The 21,573-nt window shown below is 52.8% G+C and carries 8 protein-coding genes; all 8 read right to left on the reverse strand.

Annotated features, from left to right (window positions below):
• Window positions 1–247: 247 nt before the first annotated feature.
• The gene (locus tag WKK33_RS09220; RefSeq protein ID WP_337933537.1) at window positions 248–3,775 is read right to left on the reverse strand and encodes a family 20 glycosylhydrolase; all 3,528 of its coding nucleotides are present in this window, start codon (window positions 3,773–3,775) and stop codon (window positions 248–250) included.
• A gap of 358 nt (window positions 3,776–4,133) precedes the next feature.
• A complete protein-coding gene (locus tag WKK33_RS09225; RefSeq protein WP_337933539.1) occupies window positions 4,134–5,966 on the reverse strand; it encodes a RagB/SusD family nutrient uptake outer membrane protein in 1,833 nt (610 codons plus the stop codon).
• A gap of 132 nt (window positions 5,967–6,098) precedes the next feature.
• Entirely contained in the window at window positions 6,099–9,395 is a 3,297-nt protein-coding gene (locus WKK33_RS09230; protein ID WP_337933541.1) for a SusC/RagA family TonB-linked outer membrane protein, read from the reverse strand.
• Between the two features lie 25 nt (window positions 9,396–9,420).
• Entirely contained in the window at window positions 9,421–11,190 is a 1,770-nt protein-coding gene (locus WKK33_RS09235; RefSeq protein WP_337933542.1) for a fasciclin domain-containing protein, read from the reverse strand.
• Between the two features lie 21 nt (window positions 11,191–11,211).
• Window positions 11,212–13,299: a fasciclin domain-containing protein gene (locus WKK33_RS09240; RefSeq protein WP_337933544.1), complete on the reverse strand. Its 2,088-nt coding sequence runs from the start codon at window positions 13,297–13,299 to the stop codon at window positions 11,212–11,214.
• A 5-nt stretch (window positions 13,300–13,304) separates the two neighbouring features.
• Window positions 13,305–15,059, reverse strand: coding sequence for a RagB/SusD family nutrient uptake outer membrane protein (locus WKK33_RS09245; RefSeq protein WP_337933546.1), 1,755 nt, complete (start codon window positions 15,057–15,059; stop codon window positions 13,305–13,307).
• A gap of 15 nt (window positions 15,060–15,074) precedes the next feature.
• Window positions 15,075–18,482 (reverse strand): SusC/RagA family TonB-linked outer membrane protein, encoded by a 3,408-nt coding sequence (locus WKK33_RS09250; protein WP_337933547.1) that lies wholly within the window; start codon window positions 18,480–18,482, stop codon window positions 15,075–15,077.
• Between the two features lie 15 nt (window positions 18,483–18,497).
• The gene (locus tag WKK33_RS09255; protein ID WP_337933548.1) at window positions 18,498–21,386 is read right to left on the reverse strand and encodes a fasciclin domain-containing protein; all 2,889 of its coding nucleotides are present in this window, start codon (window positions 21,384–21,386) and stop codon (window positions 18,498–18,500) included.
• Window positions 21,387–21,573: the final 187 nt, after the last annotated feature.

Genomic DNA, 21,573 nt, shown 5'->3' on the forward strand with positions numbered 1-21,573 from the left:
TTAAATATCAAATATATAACTATAGTTAAGCGATTAATATCGCATCACTAGTATAATTTGATCAAAAACTCAAGGGCAAACAACCACGAAAGGTCCTGCATGGGGCAAAACGGAAGTCATCAGACTTGGAAGCGACGGCATCGATCTAAAGGGCTTATCTTTGGGAAAGGCCCCAAAAGGCGAAAGGTGCGCATAGCCAAACGAATGGCAATGCGCACCTTTTATAATATGGTAAAAGGGGAAGCGATTACTTCACGACCTTGCGACCAGTGTTGGTAATGAACACACCATGGCCCGTGGGGTTGACGCGGCGACCCTGGAGGTCGTAGTACTTCGTGGCCTTCTGCTGGTCGACGGTGGCATCCTTGATGCTGTTGGGAACAGCGATGGTGGTCTCGTCGAACTTCCAGATGGCGGCACCCCACTCGATGGGCTTGAGGATGACCTTCTGGAAGGCGTTGGGGTTGATGTACCAACCTAAGGCGCCAGTCTTGGCAATGATACGCAAGCCAAACTTCGAAGCGTCCTCAGCGCAGGTGAACTCATCGACCATCCACGAATAGGACGTGCCGGTCTTGATGGCAGCAGCATCGGAGACGGTGGCGGGATAAGCGGCCTTCTTGGTGAGCTTATTGATGAGCTCGATGGTGCCGTCGGCGTTCTTCTTGACCTGCCACAGGTAACCATCACCGTCGCCACTGGTGGCGGGAGCGATGTTGCCGCTGGCGTCGGCCTTGGCGTAATAGTTGGTGAACCAGGCGTTGCGCACCTTATAATACACATCCTCCTTCAAGGCGTCGATGGCCGAGAGGCGGGGCATGGCGAGGAACTGGGCGTAGATGTCGAAGAACTGCTTATAGGTGGCCTCCGACACGGCGCCTTCGGCCAATGCGACCTTGGCTGGAGTGATAAGGCTCTCTGTCAGGAACTCGAGTGCCTCCTCGGTGGGCTCATTGGCCTTGCCGGGGTTGGCGGTGAGGATCACGTGGTTGGCCTTCTTCACCAAGCCCTGGAGCTGAGCGGTGAAGTCGGTGACCTCTACGATGAACCATGTGCCAGGATAACAGACGGCGCCGTTGTTGCCGGTCTTGACATAGCCTGTGCAGTCGGCTGTCAAGAGGGCGGTGGCGCTGGTGCCCAACGTGAGGGCGCCGGGAACGTAGGTGTACTTGCCGCTGGCCTTGGTGGCCAACGCGATGGTGAGCATGGTTCCCTGCTCAGCGAGTGTGGCATTGGTGCCATTGGTCTTAGAGAGCACCAACTGTTGGTTCTTCAACACATTGGTGAGACGGAAAGCATTGCCCTCGGCCTTAAACTGCCAGAGCTCCTCGGGCTCCACCTGCGGGGTGTAGTGGAAACGGATGTTCTGGCCATCACAATAGGCAGTGGAACCGGCATACTTGGCCTTGTAATAGGTAGAGGCTGACACCAACTGATAGGTCTTACCTTCCTGAGGAAGGACGATGTTGGCTTGCTTGTAAGCGGCGATCTCGGCGGTCAGGGCTGTGAGCAGTGAAGCATCATCAACCTGACCCTTCAGGGCGTTGTAGGCAGACACGAGCTTGTCGTACTCCTCCTGGGCGGGGAAGCCCACCTGACCGGGCTTGGAAGCCTCGATGATGGCCTTAGCCTCGTTGAGAGCGGTCTCAGCCTCGGTGTAGTCAGGCTCTTCGAAATAATGGGTGGCGTAGGTCAATCCCTTGGCGTCGAGAATGTCGCGGTTGAGCTGCAAACGCTGGTAGAAATTGATGAAGCTTTTCTTGGAGGCTGGCAACCAACCGGTCTCGGAGAGCGCCAACAGACGGGGCAGGAGCTGATACTCGAGCTCGATGCTGTCGTTACAGGTCTCGGTCCACATGTTGCCTTGCACGCCCAAGCAATACTCTTCGCGGCCTGAAAGCGCGCCTGCGGGGTTGACACCATAAACTGTCTCAACGGTGTTGACCCAGTTGTCGCCCCAACCACCTTGGTACTTCTCATTGACATCGACGCGACTCAGGGGCACCTGCATCATATCGAAGTAAAGCGACTGGTAGGGAACGACGATGCTCTTGAAGCCCTTGTCGGCGGCCTCCTTACTCTTGTTGATGTTGTTCCACGCCATGATGACGGGCTTCACGGTGTTGTCGCTGTTCCAATGGGCCAGGAGCTCATCCCAGCAAACAATGTCCTTTTTGTAGTTTTCCTTGAGGTAGATGCCGAGCTTCTCAACGAGCCACGACTGCAACTGGTTGACGCCACTGAGGCCCTCCTGCTCCACGCGTTTGAGGCAGTCGGCGTTGTTACGCCACTGGTCGGTGGGGCACTCGTCTCCACCAAGGTGGATATACTGGAAGGGGAACACCTCGGCCACATGGCCCAGCACGCACTTAAGGAAATCGATGACCTCGTCCTTGCCCACGTTGAGCACATCCTTGGAGATGCCACCATCGATACGCACCTCATAGTTCTTGGTGGGGTCGCAACTGAGCTCGGGGTAAGCGGCCACAGCGGCCACCATGTGACCAGGAAGGTCAATCTCGGGCATGATCTCAATGTTACGGTCCTTGGCATAAGTCACGATCTCACGAAGGTCGTCGAGAGTGAAGAACATGCCACGGCCATACTCGGTGTCGTCGAAGAAATGGGCGGAACCACCAGCATTGGAGAACGATCCCTTGCGAACGCTGCCTACGGTGGTGAGCTTGGGATATTCGGGGATTTCGATGCGCCAACCCTGGTCGTCGGTGAGATGCCAGTGGAAGCGGTTCATCTTATAAGAAGCCATGACGTCAAGCACACGCTTCACCTCGGCCTTCGAGAAGAAGTGGCGAGCCACATCGAGCATATAACCACGATGGCCAAACTGGGGCTGGTCGGCAATAGCGACGCAGGGCACGCTCCAATCGAGATCGGGGGCTGCCTGGGTGCCATAGATGGCATGGGGCATGAGTTGCTTCAGGGTTTGCAACGCATAGAAGAAGCCTGTGGAATCGGCGGCGGTGATACGGATGCCCTCTGCGGTGACGTTGAGGGTGTAAGCCTCGTGGGCCAGCGAAGCATCGGTTGTCATGAGGATGGCACTTGTGGTGGCAGCGGCATTGTTGACGCTCAGCGTGATGCCAGCCACAGCCTGAAGCTGCTGGGCGAATTCTGTAGCGTAACGTGTGGTGGGCTCATCGACTGCCAAAATGTTAACGAGAGAACGGAGCGAAAGGGTGCCCTCGTTGCGCGTTACATTGGCGGGATAAGGAATGAGGGGCAGCGGACTGACGCCAGAAAGCTCGTCGGCATCGACAAACTGGAAGGGCTGGTTGCCGTCGGCGCGGTCATTCCAAAGGCCAATCTCCTTGCCAACGCCTGCTCCACCCCACTGGTTCATATAGACGCCAGTGTTGTTCTTGAGTGAGAGCACCCAACCACGGTCTTTGTAGGTGGTATTGGTCGTGGTTTGCCAAACGAAACGTTTGTTGTTGTTGGGATGCGTGCCAGCACGGAACATGCCATTGGTCGAAGCCGATGTGGTGTAGAGTTGCAGGCCGTTCTTGCTGATAAGGGTGTAACCGCTATTGGAGCTACCCTCAATCTTCCAAAGCTGAGAAGCCTTGCCCGTGGGAATGCCCACATGCACGTTGGTGCCATCGGTGGATGCCTCAAGCACGCCCTCGCCGTTGAGGAACTGAAGCAGGTACCAATGCGTTTCACCGGAGGTGCTCACCTTCGGTTCGACAGGTGCGGCTTGCAAATGCAAAACGCCCATGAGGAACATGAGCAACGTAAGTAATTTTTTGGTCATAAAGTTAGGTTTAACGTTTGGTTAGCAGTGGTATGATTAGGTAGTAGGCAAGCGGTGGCGGAGATCTGCCCACAACACTTGGGGTTGTCGGTTACCTTCGCTCGAATTGACGCTGCTAACACCGCCAAAACAAACAAAGCCGAAACTTGAGGCAAAGTTAAAAAGAATTTCTCACATAGCCCCCACCCTTTTCATCTTTTATAAACCATACCCACAAAAAACATCATAACAACAGACAGGAGGCGCACTCGTGGTCTCCGTCACAGAGAAAGAACCGGTATTCGTTTGAGAAATGGGTAGAATAAAAATCCCTGCCGGCTTTGCGCCGACAGGGATCATTATGAAGAGAAGTTGAAGTTTAATTGAACGGCAAGAACCAGTTGCGCTCCTGAGTCAGGTCGATGGCCGGATTCTTGAACGCAAGCTTGCGAGCCAACCACATGCCACCATAGTTGGCACCGCCAAAGTCGGCAGCATTCTTGTGGCGAGCGATACGCGTGAGGTCGCCGAAACGGTTGCCCTCGAAAGCGCTCTCGAGCGCATACTCATCGCAGATCAGATCCTCAACAGCGTCGATGGCAGCAGGGCCATAGAGGAAGGTGCTATCAACAGCACCACTCTCGAGGTTGCCAAGCTCAGCACGCTTCTTCATAATCATAAGAGCATACTGATAACTTGAATACTGGCCCTCAACAGCCTCACCGCAACCACGTGAGTGGATACCAAAGTTACCCGGAGAAGAGGTGGTTTGAGCGCTACCCGGAATGCGAGAGAAGTAATAGTTGTACTCGTTAGACAAGAACGGGATCGTGGTTGTGAGCATGGTACGCGTGGTGTCGCGCAGATAACCCGATGCCACATGGGTGACCGAGTCGACCGTGTAAGTGGCGCTCTGCAACTGACCATAGCCAATACCGTCCTTCAGGATGGCGAAGGCTGCATCGGGATAACCCATGCGGTTGAGAGCCTCTGCCAAACGCAGGTATACAACACCAGCACGATAGATGTTGATGTTTCCACTCTTGTACTTCTGCATAAGGAAGAACGTAGAGTCGGTCTTCGTCACAGACAACAGTGTGTACTGACGACGCATGTCGCCCAGAGGCACCGCTGACACCGTCTGAGAATTAGAACCTTCAGGCTGGTAGTAGTAGTCCTGCTTATTAGACAGGTTCATATAGGCTGACGAGGGATCGATCTGGCGTTCCAACACATACTGGGAAGCGGCATTATAAACGCCTGTACCCTGGAAGATAGAGGTCGTATCCACTTCGGTTGTGTAGTAGTCCCAACCAAAGAGCTTAGGCAGATTGGTGGTGGTACCACGCAATGAGTTGACACCCATAGGAACATAGGTAATCACGTCCATACTCTGCGTAAGTTTGAAGGCTCCGCTCCAAGTAGAAAACATTTTGGGGTAAGTCATATCAGAAGGAAACTTCTGATTGTTGGGGTAAGTGTAACCGCGAGAAGCCACAACCATATAGTTGCCAGTGGTGAGATGCTGGTCGCGGATGTAATTCCAATAGCTCTTGGCAGCCTTCTCATACTGGTTGGTCTCAAGATACATGTCACCCAGCACCAAGTCGACAGGGAACATCGTCTGCTTGGTGACAACGTCCTTCTGCTCACCGGCGTTGGTCTTACCGGCATCGATCGTACCATAGTTAGGCACCCCGATGCCGCTGAACTTCTCGAGCTCAGGAGCCAAGGCGTCGACGATGCCGCGCAGATCCTTCTTCACACCAGCAGATGCTTCCTCAGCCTCAGAGATTGAGGTGATGGGGTTGGTGAAGAAAGGCACGGTGCCGTAGATCTTGGCCAGCTGCATGTAAGCCCATGCACGGATGCTCAGCGCCTGAGCATACTCCATGCGAGCCACAGGGCGCGAACCCGTCATCAGCGTGGTGTCGCGGTGAGCAACATAGTAGTTACAGTTGTTGATGACACGGTACCACACATAAGCAGAGTCGTACTTGTTGGAGGTATCGTATGAGAAGTTGTAGAGCTCACGCAGGTCGGTCTCCGTGTAGTGGTTGGTGGCCGTGAGGTCACCGCGCATCTCACCGACCAGCACATACTGGTCGATGGCTTGCTGCACACCCTTGAGGATACCTAAGGTGTAGAAGATGGAGTCCGTCTTCTGGTCGAGTGCAGGATTGAACACCTGCCTATTTGACTCCGTCTCCATCAAATCCTGACAGCTCGAGAAAACCAAGAGGCTGCAAAGATAGAAAGGCAGAAGGGCCAAACCCAAACCTTTAAATCTGAATGTATGATTGAATGTTTTCATTGTTATGAAATCTTTTTGGTTCGTAGAGAGTTACAGGTTGATACGGAGACCGAATGTGAACGTGCGGCTAAGAGCCACGTTGCCCGGATCGATACCCTGGTAGAGGACGCTATTGGTAGCCGAGAACTCAGGATCGCCACCCAGATAGTGGGTAAGTGTGAAGAGATTGTCGGCCTGAGCCCAGATGCTGAGACCCTGCAACCAAGAGAGGTTTACAGGCACCTTATATGTAAGGTTCAGAGTCTTCAGACGCAGGTAGCTGCCATCCTCGATCCAACGGTCGCTGAAGCGGCTGTTGCCCATGGGGTCGTTGTAGTTGAGGCGAGGCATATCAGTCTGCTGACCCTCGTAGCGCCAACGGTTGTTGACCGCTGTGGTCTGATTCCAGAAGTTGCTGCCACTCTCGAGCAGTGAACGCTGGTAGTTGAACACGTCGTTGCCGAGGCTGTAGTTGAAGCCGAGGCTCAGCGTGAAGTTCTTCCACATCACGTTAGCGAAGATGTTACCATAGATATCGGGGTTGGGGTTACCGATGATGGTCTTGTCGGCCTCGCTGATCTGACCGTCGCCGTTCAGGTCTACGAAGTGGACGTCGCCAGCCACGAAGTTCTTGTGAGCGCCCGTAGCGTCGACCATGTAGAGATAACCGTCCTTGCCTGCAGCCTTGGCCTCAGCGTCGTTAGAGAACACGCCTGCAGTCTTGTAACCGTAGAACACGCCTGCAGCCTGACCGATGATGGTAGCCACGTTGTCGATGCCATAGACGCTGCTGGTGAAACCAGAGGCGTTCTGCTGACCGTCTACCCAAAGCTTCTTATCGTTAGGCAGCGACTTGATCTTGTTGCTGTAGTGACCCAGGCTTGCACCCATCTCGATGTTGAAGTCCTTCGACACAACAGGCTTACCGCTAAGGGCAACCTCGAAACCAGTGTTGTCGAGCGAACCACCATTGCTCCAGTAGTTGTTGATACCGGCAACAGGGTTGTTGAAGCTCTTCAGGGTGAGCAGGTTGCTGGTGTGGTGCTTATAGAAGTCGAAGCTCAAACCAACGCGGTTGTTGAAGAGGTACGACTGCAAACCAACGTTGAACTTACCAGTCTTCTCGTAAGAGATCTTATCGTTACCGATGTTGCTGAGCTGTGCATAGTTGGCACGGTTCAAGTAAGTACCGACAGTGAACGAGGTGCGAGCGGCATAGTTGTTGATGTCGTCGTTACCGCTGATGTCGTAACCGGCGCGAACCAACAGGTAGTTGATAGCGTTGGTCTTGGGGAACCATGACTCGTTGGTGACGTTCCAACCCAACTGGATGCTGGGGAAGATGCCCCACTTCACACCGAAGAGGCCAAGGCCCTCAGAGTTCTCACCAAAGCGGCTGCTTGTCTCAGCGGCCAATGTGGCGTTCAAGAAGTAACGGTTGCGATAGTTGTAGTCAACATTAGCATACCATGTAGCCGACTTCCATGTGTCGTCGACACCAGTAGCCTCGGTGTAAGTCATGTTGGCCGAGATGTTCGGCTGCTTATCGTTACCACCCGTGGTGTACTGACCGGTAGGATTGCTCGTGTCGTAAGCGAACGACGTGAAACGGAAACCACCGTAGATGTCGAGGAAGTGAGCACCCAGCTGCTTGGTCCACTGCAGGCGCGTGTCGCTCATGACGCTTGTCTGCTTAGAGAAAGCCGACTTACTCATGTTCTGCACACGACCCAGGCCCTCGATCAGGAAGGTGGGCATGCCGTTGATAGGACGATAGTAGCGCTGAGAGATACGGTCGAGCGTATAGTTGAAGGTCTCCGTCAACTTCAGGTCTTTGGTGAACTGATAGGTCGGAGCGATCACAGCGTAGAACTGAGTGTTCTCCACGCGGTTCTTGTTGATGGCCTCACCATTGGCCAAGAGAGCGGTGGGGTTACCCAGCGTCAGCGTCTCATCGATACCGGTCAGGAAGTTGTCGGCACCAGCGAGCGTGCTTGAGAGCTTACCGTTGCTGTTGTAGGTGTACGGGCTGAGGATAGGAGCCTTGATCAGACCGAGGAAGATCGGTGATGACACAGGACCTGCAGTGAGATCCTCGGCTGCACCATTATCGAACACGTCGCGGTTGAGCTTCACGAAGGCCATGTCGAACTTGGTAGTCAGGTTCTTGATGACGTTGATATCGGTGTTGAAGCGCACGTTCAGACGGTTGAATCCGTTCTTACGAGCTGTGCTCTGCGCGTCGGTGTAACCAAGCGAGAGGTTATACATACCAATGTTATCACCACCCTGCACGTTGATGGAGTAGTTCTGCGTCATGGCAGTGTGATAAACCTCCTTCGACCAGTCGGTGTCGTTGTGGTACATATTATAATAGTAGCTCTTGGGATCATCGATCAAGAAGCCGATGTGGTCGGGAGTCACCTTGCTGCTGATGTTCGGATAGGTACCGAGCATCTCAGAGGCATACAGGCGATAATCCGAAGCGTTCATCATATCGGGCAACTTAGGCATGGTGGTGACACCTACGCCGATGTTGGCATCGATACGAGTGGCCATAGAGTGACCGCGCTTGGTGTTGATGAGGATAACACCATTACCACCCTTGGCACCATAGAGAGCCGTTCCGTTCTTCAGCACCTGCACACTTTCGATATCATCAGGATTGATGTTGAGCAACAGGTTGTTGAAGTCACCATAGTGAATCATTGTACGGGTAGACTGCATGTCGCGCACAATGCCGTCGACCACAAAGAGAGGCTGGGCATTGGAGTTGAGCGAGTTGAGACCACGGATGAACATGGCGCCACCGTAGCCAGGGCCGCCATTGCGGGTGATGGTGCGAACATCGGCACCCATGGTGTTCTGGATATCGGTCTCCACGCTCTGCGACGTGGTGTGCTTCACAGTCATGGCACGATCAGCTAGAATATCGGTGCTGGTGCCATACATCTTACCGAAGTGGTCTGCAAGCATCTTCACCGTAATGCCTTCCTTGCTCACAGGAACCTGCTGAGAGAGGAACTGCGGAGCGTGGAAATAAAGAGCCGTAGCGAAGGTAGGCACCTTAATGGTGAACTCACCCTTCTCATTGGTCATGGCTGCGTAATGAATATCATTGAGTGTCTGGACCTGGATACCAGCCAAGGGCTGGTTGGTGACGGCGTCGACCACCGTACCTTTCACCTCCATGGTGGGATACTTGTCCTTCCTTACGACAGGCGCCTTCTTCTTGACAACAACGGTCTCAGCTCCATCATCATAAGTGGCATCATCCTGAGCCATGGCAGGTAAGCCCATGGTTGAGGCAAGGAGGATGCTCAAGCAAAGAATATGGTTTCTTTTCATTTTCATACAGATTTAAAAGTGAGACTTAATCAATTTCATGTTGATATTTGTATCCAGGATGCTCCTTGATGTAGTTGTCGAGATCCTTCGGCACGAGCATGATGTAGTCGATGCGGAGGTTACGGTCGTACGGGCTCACGTTCGGTTTACCCGTGGCGCGGCTGTTGATACGAATGTAAGGAGCATAAGATGCCTGTGTGACGTTGCTGATACCTGTGCCGAAATAGCAGAGGGGGAAGGTGAAGTCGCCCACATAGACGGTATCGACCTTCGTGATGTCGCTTTGGAACAACGATGTCTTACCCACCTTCAATACCTGCTCCTGGGGCTTACCCTTCAGGTCGTTGTAACCCATGGTAACCTGCACGATGTTAGGACGCACATTGTCGGTGTAAGTGCTGGCGTTGATGTTCTCAGGAACGAAGCAAACATAAACCGCATACGTTGTAGAGCGCACCTCCGGGAGGTAGAAGATGGCCTCGGGGTTAGAAGCCGGAGCTGACGGTGTGACAGTCAGGTAATAGCCGTTAGACACATTACCCTGGATGTCGGGATTCTGCTCAGCCTTCGAGATGGGCACAATCGTCGTTGCACCAGCATTGTACGACTTAGCTGCACCATACTCACCCTGAATCTTAATGATGGGGTTGTAGGTAAGCCAAGGACGCAAGCGGAGCGAATCGGTGAGCCACATGCTACCATTACTCTTATCAATGCGGCGAGCATCTGCAAACATGTCAGAAGCGTCGTTGCCATAGAAGATAGAGCGGTCGGTGTTGACCAGCGAGTCGACGCTGAGCTGAGCGCCAGTCTGCAGATCGTTGAGCACACGATTGTGGTAAAGGTTGTTGTTGAAGAACAGGTCCTTACAAATCATGTAATGAATGATAGAGTCGTTGAGCAGATCGAAATCGAGCTTGGTAGAACCCGTATCATAGTTCTCTGCAGTGGCCTTCTTCAAGTTAGTCTGCGGAATGTCCTTCACGAATGTGAACGGCTTGTAATTGAAGCAGCTCTTCACAGACTTGTAAGCCTTCTGCCAGGCCTCGTCGGAGGGCAGCAACATGGTGTAGTTGGAGTCCTCAAGATGGATCATGGCTTTGTGCAGATAGAGCAGTATGTTCTGCTCCACGAACACTGAGTCGAGATAGGTCAGACGACCATCGACCACAGGACCCTTCACGCTATTAGCCTCATCCAAGACCTTCTGGTCGTAGTTGTGGAAATAGCGGCTGATAGAGTCGATAGGCAACGCCATAGAGTCGAGGCTCTCGAACAGGTTGGCCATGTAATTCACCATACCGTTGGTGACATGGAGCATACCGTTAGACGAAGCCACGTTAGGCGAGACGACCTCCACACCATTGAACGTATAGGTGCCATTGCCCATGAAAGGCATCACCTTCTTGTTGAGCATGGTAACAGCAGCGTCGACACTACCCGAAGCGGGATAGTTGAAACGAGCCACGTGGTTCATGGCGAAGTGCTGCTTCAGGTTGTTAAGGGGCAGCGCATTGAGCGAGTCGTAATTGAACGTGCCGTTGAGCGGCGCCCAAACCGTATAGGTCTGCGTGGTGTTGATCACCTCGTCGTAGCCAGCCTTGTGCATGAGGTCGGCAAACTGAGAGAGGTTGGCATTGGCCTTAACATTCTCCCAAATGGTTTCTGAAGCCGAACCACTGACGCCATTGTTGTCGTAGTGGTCGTCCCAGTCAGAGCAAGCCGTGGTCATGGCCCCCGCTGCGAGGAAGGCCATGGCTACTGCTGCATTTCTGTATATCTTGTTATTTTTCATCTGTTATGATTTTGAAGCGGTTTAATACATGTCCTCCAGGTAACGAGAGTTGTTGTATATGTAAGCCGGAACGATCTCAATGTAGTCGAGATACGGCTGCCACTGGTCGCCCTCAAGCACCGACTTGATACGGAGCCAGTTGTCGCCCTGCTTCAGCTCGTGGCGAGTAACGATGCGGCGGATGTTGTTGTTCAAGCCACGCATCGGAGTGGTACCAGCCTTTGTTGTGAAGTAGAGCGGACCACGCATCCAACCGAGGTTACGCATTGCCTTATCGCTCTCAACACCGAGGTCCTCGAGAAGCGTGTACTGGCACCAACCCGTAGAAACGTCAGGAGTACCATCCTGGTTCTGCTGAGGAATGAGTCGCTCGTCGACAGGGATATCGAGGGCTTCCATCTTGGTACGGTTGTTGGTTCCCTCACCGAGGTAGAACTGATACATACCACGCTGATCGTTGGTAGACAGACCCAGACGGATCTCGTAAACGCCATCGGGAACAGGAGGCAGACGGAAGGCCACATCGTAAGTACCCTTACCGTTGAACTCATCGCCCTGGTAGTTGTACCAGCTGCTTTCACCGGGGAGGTAGAGCAGACGCGTGTTCTCGCCGTTGTAAAGAATCAGGTGCTCAGGAGAGAAGTCGGTAGGAATACGAACATAGTCGCCCGAGAGGTTACCGTCCTTACCCGACACACCATCGTTGAGTGCCTTGACCTCCTCGTAAGTGGGGCAACGGAGAGAAGCCGACATCATCTCAGGAATCAGGGCCGTGAAGTCCATACGGATACGCTCATTGAGCACACCCTTCGGAACCCACTCCTCGTATACCATCATATCAGAGATCGGATGGATATAACCATTCAGCGCCTGGATGTTGTTCTTCATAACCTCGATACCGGCGTGGCCTTCGACCACCTGGTGGATACCATCGGAACCCAAGGCAGCAATCTGGTCGGTCAGCGTGTTGTTGGCCTCGTAACGGTTGATGAAGATCTTACCCGCAGCCACCTTGGCAGAGCGGAGCGTCTTGAACAACGTCTTAGGCAACATGGTCTCCCAATAGTCGTAGAGAGGCACACCACTCACCTCGTTGTAGCTGGTCACCAACTTGTTGTAAGGCACACGCAGCTTGGCGATGTGGTAACGCAGGAACATGTTCAAGCAGTTGTAAGGGCTGCGATAATCGTCGCCCGTGCTCACCTTCACACCCTTGTTGCGATAGTAGTCGTACCATCCTGTACCCGGGTCAGCACAATGCTCATACACACGGTTGGCGTAAGCGATGAGGTCGTTGATGTCGTTGATGCCATGCTTCTTGAGCACCGAGTCGGTCTCAGCGAAAATGGTGTAACCGAGGACGGCCTTCTCAGGGCAATAGAACTTATAGGTAGCTGCGTTCGAGGGAACGGTGGTCTTGCGCTCCACGTCGAGGAGCGAATCCTCAAGACCCGTGAGGTCGATGGCAGCCTTCCAGATGGTGAACAGGTCGGGATGGTTGGACATCTCACCCGTCACCAACAAGTTGCTTCGGCGAAGCACGTTGTCGACGATGTGGATCACACCATTCTCCATCTCATTATCCATCTTGGTAATGAGCGAGTAGGAGTTGACAACCGTTCTACCCGACACCGAGTCGATGCTGGTGTTGACGTCGCGTCCGAGCATGGTGCGGATGGTCATACCGTTCTGCATGTTGATGGCCATCACCTCAGAGGCAGCGAGGTGGAACTTGGCGATATCGTTGCAGAGCGAGTCGCTCAGACCCTCAAGGCCGGGAGCGGTCATTCCGTTGTGCTCAATCTTACAAGAAGTGTCAGCGTACAGGCTGTCGATGTATGCCATCACAGCCTCGTTGGTAGGAGCGAAGCACGTGTAGGTACCGTATGCAGACAGGATCTTATCCATGCCGGCACGCTTGAGGATATAGTTGAAGTTGCTGAAGGAATCGGGGCGGTTGGCCAGGTAACTCTCAATGGTCTCACCGGTAAAGGTGTAGAGGTTATCCTCGTCAAGATCCTCCTTACAGCTGGCCACAAAAAGCAGCGCGGGCAACATCAAAAGTGCAGCCAGTCTGCATGCAAGCTTATGATATACTGTAGTGTTCATTGTCTTTAGTTTTTACTTGAGGTTTCATTATCCGAATAGACCGGGTTCTGCTTCAGCAAGAGGTTCACGTGAATCTCACGCCTTGCGATAGGCCAGTAGAGGAACGGCTCGGTCTTCATCTTGTAGGCCACGGCGTCACCACCGGTATCATACTTACGCACGATGACGCTGGTGAACTTACGGGGCAGTGAAGGCCATGTCGTGACATCAGCCAACTTCTGACGGCTGTTCACGCCATCCATGTGGCGATAAGCGTAACGCACCAGGTCGAACCAACGCTTGCCCTCGAAGCAGAGCTCACGCTCGCGCTCGCAGAGCACCAACTCTTCCATACCCACCTTCGACTTGAAGTCGGTGAATGTCAAGGTATCCTTGGCAGTCTGCAGCATAGAACGCTTGTTGACGGTCTGAACGAGGTCGAAAGCGCTACGAAGCACAGACGAAGAGTCGTTGGTAGCCGTTTGCACCAGAGCCTCAGCCTTCATGAGCATCACGTCGGTGAGACGGTACACAATCCAGTTGCGCTGGTAGGGGAAGAAGTTGTTACCAGTCTTCTCTTCACCCTTGTTACGATTTTCGATATCAGTGAGATCGCCACGTCTTGAAACGAACTTACGGATCTCCAGCTGCAACGCCTCAGCACTGTTAGCCAAGTAAACGTTGTTCCACATACGGTAGTCGTTCTTGCTATGGTAAATCTTAGTACCAGAGAGCGAGTTGGCGTCAGTGCTGGGCGAGTTGAAGAGCTGCGAAGCCTCCACGTTACCGCTGGCATCGTGCTGGCCTTCAGTACCCGACATATCATAATAGTTCTCCAGGGCCGTGTTAGAGTTGTGGTCGCCATCGTACTGCCACTCTAAGATGCTCTCAATAGAGTTGTTGTTGCTTAACATAGTCGACACGAAACGACCATCGGTGAGATGGTACTGGTCAGCTTCAGCACCGCCGACCGACGCTCCGTGATTCTCCCTATAGTACTCATCCTTCGACTTGATGACCTTATCGGCATACTCGATGCAGCTCTCATAGTCGCTCTGGTCGTGGTTCATAGAGGCGCGCCAGAGATAGATGTCGGCCAACATGGCGTACACAGCGTCGCGCGTGATGTAACCCTTGTTACGCCAGTTGTTGTAACCGTAAGCTCCTGAGCGCATCACAATCTTCTCAGCCTCCTTGAGGTCTTTGATACAGAACGTGAGCACGCTGTCGGGGCACATCTGTGCCACCTGCATCTGCTGGTCGTCGTCCTCGTAGCTCTGCGTGGTGTAGGGCACGTCACGGAAAGCGCGAACGAGATAGAAATAGCAGAGTGAGCGCAGGGCCAACATCTGTCCGCGAACGGCGTCATAGTCGCCCTGTGTGAACTCAGGATCCTCGTCCATCACGCCAGCAGCGTGGTTGAGGACAATGTTACAACGGTTGATGACGTTGTAGAAGCCCGACCATGAGTTGTAGCCGTTAGAAGGCAACAGGTTCATGGCCAACACGTTATCGATCGTGTTGTTAGACAAGCCATTACGCTTGACCAACTCGTCAGAGCGCAATGCTCCCCACACGATGCAACGCTCCGTCACGTTATAATCGATCATGGCAGCATAGGCGCCCGTGACCATCTGGTCGACATCCTCCTTCTTCTTCCAGAAGTCCTCAGCCACCGTCTTATCCGTGGGGTAAATGGTCAGGAAGTCGTTGCACGAACCCAACGTAAGGACCGCGCAAGCTCCCAACACCACCTTACTAAATATATTATTCACTTTCATAAGGATAATCTGTTTTTAGAAACCTACATTAAGATTCAATGTCACTGACTTACTTCTCGGAGTCTGCGAGTTATCGTAGGCAATACCCCATGCTCCTGCCGAGTGCTCAGGATCCGTTCCGCTATACTTCGACCAGCAGAGGAGGTTCTGACCTGACACGCTGACCTGCAGACGACGGAGACCGATCTTCTGAAGCATCTTCTTGTTGAAGTTGTAAACCAGCTGCACATAGCTCAAACGTACGAAAGAGGCATCCTCCACATAGCGGTCGCTACCGAGGAAGTTGTAACCCGTATCATACATAGCGCGTGGGATGTAGGTAACATCACCGTTCTTGCGCCAACGATAGTTAACTGCCGAGCTCTGGTTGTAAGCGTCGAACATACGCTCAAGGTTCATCTTGGCGCTGTTAACAACGTCGATACCAGCACGATAGGTGAACGAGGTCTTGAGGCTCCAGTCACCGTAGTTGAACTTGAAGCCGAAACCGCCCTGCCACTTCGGGTTAGAGTTGCCGAGGTAAACGATATCGAGCGAGTTGATCTGACCGTCGTGGTTCACATCCTCGTAGATGGCGTCACCACCCTGGAACTTATAAGTAGAAGAACCGTCGTTGAAGTTGTACACCTGACGGATGGGCAGACCTGAAGAGTTCATCAACACATGGCCCTCATCGTCGATGGCGATAGGAGCGGTCTTGCCGCTGGCGAGGAACTCGTTGTTGATGTAGTTGCGGAACTGCTCGCCGCTCCAACCATTGCGATCCTTCATGTTCTCAAGATACTCGTAGCTATACTGGTAAACGCCCTTGTAGCGCAGACCATAGATAGAACCGAGCGGGTTGCCCACCTGGATGCGGTTCAGGTAAGTGCCACGTGCTGTGGCATCCCAGTCAGAGTTGATGCTCTCCAAGACGCTCTGGTCCATCTCGAGAATCTTATTGAAGTTCTGAGAAATGTTGAAGTTGGCGTCCATAGAGAACTTACCGATGCGCACAAACCTGTTAAGAGCCACATTGAACTCCCATCCCTTGTTCTCCATATCGCCCACGTTGGTGTAAGCGAGGCTTGAGAAACCGGTAGAAGAAGGAATCGACACATTGCTCATCAGCAGGTTGCGAGTCTTCTTGTAATAGTAGTTGAAATCACCCTCAACCAGACCATTGAAGAAGCCGAAGTCGGCACCGAGGTTGATCTGTGTGGTGCGCTCCCACTGCAACTTGTTGAGCTGCAAGCCCTCGAGGTAGATAACATTATCAAAGTCGGCCTGACCATATCCATTATTGCTAACTGCGTAACGGGCATACTGCAAGTACTCTGAGCCCGGCTGGTTACCCACGATACCCCAAGAGGGACGGAACGACAGCATAGAGAGCCATGACTTGGCAAACTTCATGAAAGGCTCGTCGGAGATGTTCCAACGACCAGAGAGACCGGGGAAGTAACCCCACTTCTTAGAGTCACCGAACTTGGTTGTACCGTCAGCACGCAGAGAGAAGTCGACAGCGTAGCGACCCTTATAAGAAAGGTGACCGCTATAGAGCGCTGACATAGAACGCCACTGACCGTTGCTTGTACCCATTCCACCAGGACGAGTGTTGGTCGTTGACGAGTGGATACCGTTTGGGTTGTTGTAAGAAATCACCGACTGGTTGTTGTTGTTACCCGTGTTGAGCTCACCACGCAGCATCATCGTAGCAAACCAATCCTCGTTCTTGAAGTGCGGAGTGAAGGTCAGTGTGTGCTTTGTGTTGATACTCAGTGAGTTGAAATCGCTCTCATTGGTACAGTTGTAGTTGCCGTTAATCCAAGCCTGGTCGGAAAGAGACGAAGGAACGACGAGCGATCCAGGCCAGTACTTAGGCGTGCTTGAAGAGTAGATATCCATGTAAACCAAACCGGTGTAACGCAGACGCGTCTTAGAGTCGTCGGTACCGAGGAGGTCGTAGTCGACACGGAACTCAGGAGAAATACGATAGGTCTTCTCATCGCGCCATGCCTGGCGGGCTATGGCAACAGGGTTACCCAAGCCACGGATAGAACGCAGCTCGTAAGAAGAAGTACCAGCCACAGATGAGCCAGCGCCATCGGCACCGCCCGGCAACATGGTGTAGTACTCATTGGTATTGTTACCCTGAGCGTCCTGGCGATAGATACTCATGTTCGGGCTCATCTTCTGGGCGCGACCGAGGATGTTATCGTCGTAGTTGCGATGGTTGTCGGTGTAGGTCAACGGGAATGTGACACGGAACGTGATACGGTCGCTCACGAAGTAGTCGAGTGCGAGCTTCGTAGAGAAACGGTCGAGGGTCTGCTCAATGATGGTACCGTTCTGATGGTCGTAACCGGCAGAGATACGGAAGTTGGCCTTCTCGCCACCACCCGAGATGGTGAGGTAGTGATACTGGCTGATACCCGTCTGCTGCACAGCGTCCACCCAGTCGGTGTTGTTGTTCCAGTTCTCAAACTCAGCCCATGAGCGGTTGTAGTTGATCTCATTGATATTGGTCGTAGCGGAAGGATTCTGGCTGGGGTTGTAGTACATCTCCTTCAGCATCATGGTGTAGTCGTCACCATTCAGCAGGTTGTAACCCTTTGGCTGCCAAGAGGTCTGCACACGGAGCGAGTAGTCGACGCGTGTGTTACCACGGCTACCACGCTTTGTGTGGATGGAGATAACACCGTTAGCACCACGTGAACCCCAAACGGCAGTAGCGGCAGCATCCTTCAGGATGTCGATGCTCTGGATATCCGACGGGTTGACCGAGAGCAGCGATGCGTAAGTCTCCTCGTTGGCGTTGGTGAAGTCGAAGTTGGCGTCGGGGTTGTCGAAGATCTGATCGTCGACAACGATCAGCGGCTCAGCCGAGCCATTGATAGATGTAACACCACGCAGACGCATAGAAGTACCTGATCCCAGGTTACCAGAGTTGGCCACGATATCGAGACCAGCGATCTGACCCTGCAGGGCCTCATCGGCAGATGTGAAGGACAGACCCTCCACCTCATCCATGTTAAAGTTCTGAGTAGCCATAGAGACCTCGTTCTCAGGGATGGACAGACCACCGTTGTTGAACTTTCTCTTAGCCTTGATGACTACCTCCTTGATGACGTTCTGGTCCTCCAGCACGACATCGAAAGTTGTTCTCGACCCGATAGGCAATTTCTGGGTCTTGCAACCTACGTAAGAGATCTGCAGCTTGTTGTTCGTGTTCTTGATTTCCATCGAGAAGTTACCGTTGATATCGGTCACAACTGCAGAGATAATACGCTGGCTGGCATCACGCTCGGTGACGTTTGCTCCCATGATAGGTCCCATGGCATCGCTAACGGTACCCGAGACACGTGTTCCCTGTGCCATGGCGAAGGTAGACACCATGGTAAAGAGCACGAGAAGCAGATATTTTATCTTATTTGTTTTCATAATCTCTTTTGTGTGTTATTTCCTATACATTCTTGCAAGCCTCTTCAGTCCAGCCTTTTGGTGACCGATGAGCTTACGCTTAGCCTTGGCCGAGCTCCACAAGTCGTCGTAACGACCGCTGGCGTGGGTGTTAAGCGCTGTGCTGATCTCGTGGACCACTGCGAATGAAGAAGAAAGAAGCTGTGTGGCGTTGACGACAGTGTTGTTGAACACATAGTCGCGAGTCATCAGGTTGACCTTGGTGCCGTTGTTGGCACTCACTGTCACAGACTGACCGCTTTCGTCGTGCACCTTGAACTCACCGTTGCTACCATCCCGCACCGTCAGCTTGGCTGCGATACCGAGCGTATCGGTGTTGGCAGTGTAGTAGGTTCCACCCTCCACATGATTGTCAGCATACACTGAGTTGTCCTGGAAGTGGTAACGGATGAAGTCGCTGATGGTCTCGATCATGGCGTACACCTTGGCCTGAGCCAGCTTGCACGCCTCGGTCTCATCAGGCTCATACTCGCCCGTCGTGGCGTTGAGCCAAGGCTGGGCCACAGCCTTCACGTCGTCCCATGTGGGCAGGCCCTTTTCCTCGTGGGCTATCTTAATAGCCTTGTTATCAGGAACATACACGGTATAGTTGTAACCACTGAAGTAGCTAACGTCCTGATCCAGACCATGGAAACCACCAGCGTCGATGAAGGTGGTGAACTGGCGTATCGGGGCGATCGGCTGCGTGTTAGAGGTCTTGTTGCTGATGCCAGCGAACAGGCCAAGCTGCACACGGTCCTCAGAGCAGAGATTGTAGAACTCAGAGAAGTTGCTCTCGCTTGCCAACGTAGCATACACCGACTTCATAGGCATCTGGATGACGCGGTCGATCGCATACGATGTACCGTTCTTCTGGTTGTAGACCTTTGTGATCTTAGGAGCATGCTTCAGGTTCTCGGGGTGCATCGCAGAACCATTGATGTTGATACCATCGATCTGAGCGCCACTGGCCACCACGCAATCCTTCTTACCACCAGACACATAGATGGCACCACCATTCTTTGTCTTGTAATAGTGGTTAGAGCCCAACTTCTCGCCAGGCTTCAGGATGACGGTGTGGGTGTTCAGGATATCGATGAACTGTGAACGATAAGCCGATGACGACAGCTGCACAGAGTCGCGACCGACCTCACCTGTAGAAGGATTATAGTCGAACTGCGAGCAGAACATGTACGGCGACTTGTCGCTACGATAGTAGAAGTGGAGCACGCGCGGTGAGCGACGGAGATACACGGGGTCGACATAGTAGAAGTCGAACGCCTCGTCGGTCGGGATGAAGAACGCGTAGTTGGCGTCCATGGCGAGCAAGTAAGCGTAGTAGTTCAAGCCGAGCACCGACTGATCCTGGATACCCCAGTTCATGACGCGCATGTTATCGGTGAGCAGTGCAGGAGCCGAGACAGCCACATAGCGGTTGGGGGCGAACACCTTGTTGGTCATGTAAGCCACACCATTGTTGGCGATTTTCACGTCGTACTTACCATCCTTTGTGCGGTTGAGGTCGTTGAGCGTAATGCCGAGCGGATCCTGCGAGTCGTCCATCACATTGTCGAACTTGCTGGGCACGGTAGCCACAAACTGCGGCTTCATCAGCATAGAGACGAAAGCCTGCACGATGTTCTTAGGAATGGAGTCGATGTTCTCCATGAGGTTGGCGGCCGTGTTGGGCTTCTTACCAAACTGGTCGATGAGGAACGATCCTGAGCCACCCGGCAAGAAATACTGCTTCATGGCGCTATCCGTAGGAACGAACATGGCGGCCACATCGCTCAGCGAACTTGTCACGCGGTCGGGATAATACTGGTTCCATCCCGGGTCGAAGGGCAGCAGCTCGTCTGTGCTCAGCGTCTTGTTGTTAGGATCGACCTTCAAGATAAGTCCACCCTGCGAGCGATTGCTGAAGTAACGCTTCTCGAAGATAGAGTCCTTCAAGGCGACACCATTGACAATAGCCCAGTCGTTGTAGGTGTTGGTAAGCGGCGCACTGTAGAACGGAGCGCTGAAGCGGTCGAGCATACGGCTGAAGATGTTGGTCTCACCATTGGTGCGCAACATTTCGGCGAGGTTGCCCGGCGGCACGATCAGGTTCTCCATCTGATGGATGTAACCGTTCTTACAGGTGATGTCAGGGCTGATGATACGGTTACGGAAGATGTAAGCCGTATTGATCGAGTCGTTGTACTCGGTACCAGTCACCACGGCGAAGTCGCTGTTGGCGCCCATCGTTGTGATGTTGTTGGCGGTCAACTGCTCAGCGGTGAAGTGAACCATCATCGGACGGGTAGCGTCCATGACGAGGTCTACACCACTCTTATAGAACTTAGTCCAGTACTCGTTGTTGCGAGGCAACTCCGAAGCACCGTAGAAGTGGGTAATGGTGTCGATGACGTTCACTCCTGTCTGGTGCTTCATGGCCACACCGGCGGTAACGCTGGTTTTCTGGTCAGGAACGTTCGACATCATCTCAACGAGGATGGCGTTGTCGAGCATGGAGTTGTAGAGCAACAGTTTCTTCTGTGCTTCAGACAAATCCTCATACTTCTTCACTCCCCAATCGTTATTGGCGAAGAAACGCGCAAAAGCCTCGTCATTGGCAGGGAAAACGGTCTTCGAACCGGTTTTATCCAACGTCTCGGTGTAACCGAGGTCGTCAATGAGACGCAAGTAATTAGTAAAGGTACCGGTCAGATGCTCGGGATTGGGATTTTTCAACTCATCATAGATGCTCTGGCCCAACCAACTCGGGTAGTTCCCGGGGTCGTCGAGGTCATAGTCGTCATGACATGCTGTAAATCCTCCCACCAAAGCTGCTAAACAGAGAGACATTGCTATCTTTCTGGCCAGTTCAGAAAAGCGGTAGTTCATACATTAAAGGTTTTATTGTTATATAACTTTTTGAATATTCCTTAATGAATACGAAATACGAAGGCCTTTTCCGCACAGAAAACCTAAAAAGTTTTAAGAAAACGCTAAAATTTCTACTTTTAGCACAAAAAAGGCTCATCCGACATTTGGAGTGATTTGAAGTGCGCATCACATCTAATAGCTCTGG

Origin of the sequence: Hallella sp. (genome assembly GCF_037460745.1) — a bacterium.
GTDB classification, from domain to species: domain Bacteria; phylum Bacteroidota; class Bacteroidia; order Bacteroidales; family Bacteroidaceae; genus Prevotella; species Prevotella faecis.

Coding starts and splice junctions, on each gene's coding strand:
- WKK33_RS09220 (WP_337933537.1), bottom strand. CDS start 3,775: ATGACCAAAAAATTACTTACGTTGCTCATGTTCCTCATGGGCGTTTTG.
- WKK33_RS09250 (WP_337933547.1), bottom strand. CDS start 18,482: ATGAAAACAAATAAGATAAAATATCTGCTTCTCGTGCTCTTTACCATG.
- WKK33_RS09240 (WP_337933544.1), bottom strand. CDS start 13,299: ATGAACACTACAGTATATCATAAGCTTGCATGCAGACTGGCTGCACTT.
- WKK33_RS09255 (WP_337933548.1), bottom strand. CDS start 21,386: ATGAACTACCGCTTTTCTGAACTGGCCAGAAAGATAGCAATGTCTCTC.
- WKK33_RS09230 (WP_337933541.1), bottom strand. CDS start 9,395: ATGAAAAGAAACCATATTCTTTGCTTGAGCATCCTCCTTGCCTCAACC.
- WKK33_RS09235 (WP_337933542.1), bottom strand. CDS start 11,190: ATGAAAAATAACAAGATATACAGAAATGCAGCAGTAGCCATGGCCTTC.
- WKK33_RS09245 (WP_337933546.1), bottom strand. CDS start 15,059: ATGAAAGTGAATAATATATTTAGTAAGGTGGTGTTGGGAGCTTGCGCG.
- WKK33_RS09225 (WP_337933539.1), bottom strand. CDS start 5,966: ATGGAGACGGAGTCAAATAGGCAGGTGTTCAATCCTGCACTCGACCAG.